We start from the raw sequence: 2,883 nt of genomic DNA, 5'->3' as shown, positions 1-2,883 counted from the left end.
CCCGTGACGCCATTCCGGCCGGGCGAACTCCACGATCAGGGCATCCGGCGGCACGTCCAGCCGGGCCGCGAGCTGGTCGCGAAGCTCGGCCCATTGCGGATCCTGCGGCCGCATCTCGTCCGCATCCAGTTCCGTGGCCCGCATGCGCTGCGCAGAGGCGTCGCCGATCAACGCCGCCTTGATCTCCGTAAAGGCGACGACCGGTTCCGGCGCGGGCGGAAACACCAGCACCAGCGCCAGGTTCAGGATCTGGATGAACAGCACGCTGGCCACCAGCAGCATGAAGATCCGGACGAACAGGGGCAGGCGGCGGAGGCTCAGCATGGCTCCCTCACAGCTTCTGCGTGGCGGGCACGAACATGTAGCCTTCGTTGCGGACGGTGCGGATCAGCTCACAATCCACCGCCCGCAGCTTGCGGCGCAGGCGGCTGACCTGGACGTCGACGGCGCGGTCGAAAGATTCCGAATCGGGGCCCCGCGCGACATTCAGCAGCTGCTCCCGCGTCAGCACGCGCCGCGGCCGTTCGACGAAGGCGCGCAGCACGGCGAACTCGCCATCGGTCAGATGCACCAGCACGCCGGACGGGTTCTTCAGCTCACGTGCCGCGAAATTGACGGTCCAGCCCAGGAAGCCGACGCGCAGCAGCCGCGACTCCGGCATGTCGCCGGCGGCACTCCGCCGCAGGGTGGCCCGCACCACGGCCAGCAGCTCGCGGGGATTGCAGGGCTTGCCGAGATAATAGTCGCCGCCGCTCTCCAGCCCGATGACCCGGTCGCCCGGCCGGTCCATCGCACTCAGCATGATGACCGGCGGCCGCGACGTTTCCGCCAGGCGGCGGCAGGCCGAGATGCCGTTCTCCCCCGGCATCAGGACGTCGAGGATCACGAGGTCGATGCGATGGTCCGCCAGCGTGCGGTCCATGGCGCGCGTGTCCGCGGCCGGGAACACCTGGAAGCCATGCGCGCCGAGGCTCTCGGCGATCACGTCGCGGATCCCGGGGTCGTCGTCGACGACAAGAATGTTCACCGCATCGCTCATCCATCGCCCCTGTCCAGGCCTGTGATGTCCCATCAAGCATCCGATTGTTGCTGCATGATTTCCCGAGGCGAATTCGGGTTGCCGGCCGGTTGAAATCCGGTGGAAACAATCGGCGGCTTAGGTGGCTCATCTCTTCCTGCAGGAAAGACAGAAGATGAAAGCCGCCTCCGCCTTCGTCGATCAGACCGATCCTGTTGCCATGTCGCCGCGGCGGCCTGTGATCATCACGGGCCAGGACCCGATCTCCGTCGCCAGTCGCCATCGTTATCCGATGGAGATTATCCTGCTGTGCGTGCGCTGGTACTGCCGGGATGGCGCCAGCTATCGTGAGCTGGCCGAGAAGATGCAGGCGCGAGGGCTTGGGGTCGATCACGCGACCATCTTCCGCTGGGTCCGGCGCTACGCTCCGGGCATTGCGAAGGATGTCCATGCGCTGGGCCGGCCGGGCCCGTGGCAGCTCGACGAAAGCTGCGTCCGGGTCGACGGGCAGTGGATGTACCTGTTCAGGGCGATGGACGGGCAGGGCCGGGTCATCGACCTGATGCTGTCGGACCACCGCAACATGCGTGCCGTCCACCGCTTCCTCGGCAAGGCCGTCGAGGCCGCGAGGCTGCGGCCGGTCGAAGGCCGGGCCGGAATGGGGGGCGCATGATGCCGATCGGCGCCGATGCCCTCGACCTGCTCGACCGGCTGCTGGAAGCCGCCTACGTCAATGGCGTGCTGGTGGCGGGCTTCCTCGACCACGCCACGATGGGCCTGTCGCCCTATCTGCTGTTTCCCCTGATCGGGGTTCTTGTCGGCGGGCTCGCCGACCTCCTGCTGCGCGGCCTGGGGTCAAGCGCCGGCTCCATCGGCAAAGCGGCCGGGCGGTATCTCCTGGGTGGTCTCATCGGCCTGTGCGTCTCCGGCCTCTGGTCCTATGCGGCGGTCGCCTCGGGCGGCTGACGCATCGGGGTCAATCCGTCCGCCCGGCCCCGTCCGCAACGGGCGACTCGACCGGGACCGCCGCCTCCGCTGCCGGCTCAGCCGGGACCGCGGGCGTCCGCGCCGCCAGCTTCGATGCCAGCCGGGCGCGGCGCTCGCGCAGCCGATGCCGCCCCCAGGCGGCGATCTCCGACAGGTTCTGGAACACCGGCAGCTTGGGCTGGGCGCCGCGGCTCGGCTCCAGCGCCAGCCCGACTTCGGTGACCAGGTTTTCGTCGTCGACGGCGCGGACGATCAGCTCGACCCCGCCGACCGGCAGCCGGTCGCCGATCTCGACCCGGCCGCCGAAGGCGTCCTGCAGGAAGACGCCGATCGGCCGGGTCTCGCCCGGGTCGGGCAGGGCGAAGCCGTAGCTTTCCGCCACCTCGGCCAGCGGCGCCTCGGCATGCAGGGTGAAGTCGCCGAAGAAGTCGCGGTCATCCTCGGCCAGCCGGGTCGGGGTGGCGAACAGCCGGTCCAGGAGCCGCACCTGCTGCGGCGGGGTGAAGATGTAGACTTGGTCGCCACTCTGCAGCCGTCCGGCATGGTGGATGTCGACCGACTGGCCGTCGCGCACGATCAGGGCGGGCCGGGCCCAGCGCGGGATGCGCTCGCCGCGGGCCACCGGGCTCTGCGCCGCGATGCGGTACACCACCAGCTCGTGGTTGGCGCGGCCCGGCAGCTCCAGCTCGACGCGGTCGACCGGGCCGATCCGCGGCGGCACGATCAGGCCCAGCCATTTCGCCAGCGGCCGGATGGTCCAGCCCTGCAGCAGCAGCGAGAACACCACCACCAGGAAGACGCCGTTGAAGATCACCCGCCCCTCGGGCAGCTGCGCGATCAGCGGCAGGATGGCCAGCAGGATCGACACCGCGCCGCGC

General features: G+C 69.7%; 5 protein-coding genes. 2 read left to right on the top strand and 3 right to left on the bottom strand.

Features of this window, described 5'->3' with window-relative positions; translation table 11 throughout:
• Both AC3XYG_RS13240 and AC3XYG_RS13235 read right to left on the bottom strand, forming a co-directional pair.
• On the bottom strand, positions 1 to 324 hold a 324-nt coding region (locus tag AC3XYG_RS13240), incomplete at its 3' end, for a hypothetical protein (RefSeq protein ID WP_489140306.1).
• Positions 325 to 331: 7 nt separating this feature from the next.
• On the bottom strand, positions 332 to 1,039 hold the full coding sequence (locus AC3XYG_RS13235; RefSeq protein ID WP_489140305.1) for a response regulator: 708 nt from the start codon (positions 1,037 to 1,039) through the stop codon (positions 332 to 334).
• A 154-nt stretch (positions 1,040 to 1,193) separates the two neighbouring features.
• Between AC3XYG_RS13235 and AC3XYG_RS13230 the strand changes: the two genes are divergently transcribed.
• Positions 1,194 to 1,691 carry an IS6 family transposase gene (locus AC3XYG_RS13230; protein WP_489140304.1) on the top strand — a complete coding sequence of 166 codons (498 nt, stop codon included), beginning with the start codon at positions 1,194 to 1,196 and terminating at the stop codon, positions 1,689 to 1,691.
• Positions 1,688 to 1,984 (top strand): hypothetical protein, encoded by a 297-nt coding sequence (locus AC3XYG_RS13225; RefSeq protein ID WP_489140303.1) that lies wholly within the window; start codon positions 1,688 to 1,690, stop codon positions 1,982 to 1,984. The genes AC3XYG_RS13230 and AC3XYG_RS13225 overlap by 4 nt, the downstream gene beginning before the upstream one ends.
• Positions 1,985 to 1,994: 10 nt before the next feature.
• Here AC3XYG_RS13225 and AC3XYG_RS13220 read toward each other — a convergent pair.
• A partial coding sequence (locus AC3XYG_RS13220; RefSeq protein ID WP_489140302.1) for a transporter associated domain-containing protein occupies positions 1,995 to 2,883 on the bottom strand: 889 nt, incomplete at its 5' end.

The sequence above is a fragment of the Inquilinus sp. genome, from assembly GCF_057815775.1.
Note: the sequence above shows the minus strand (reverse complement) of the source record. Positions and strands in the feature narration are given on the sequence as shown.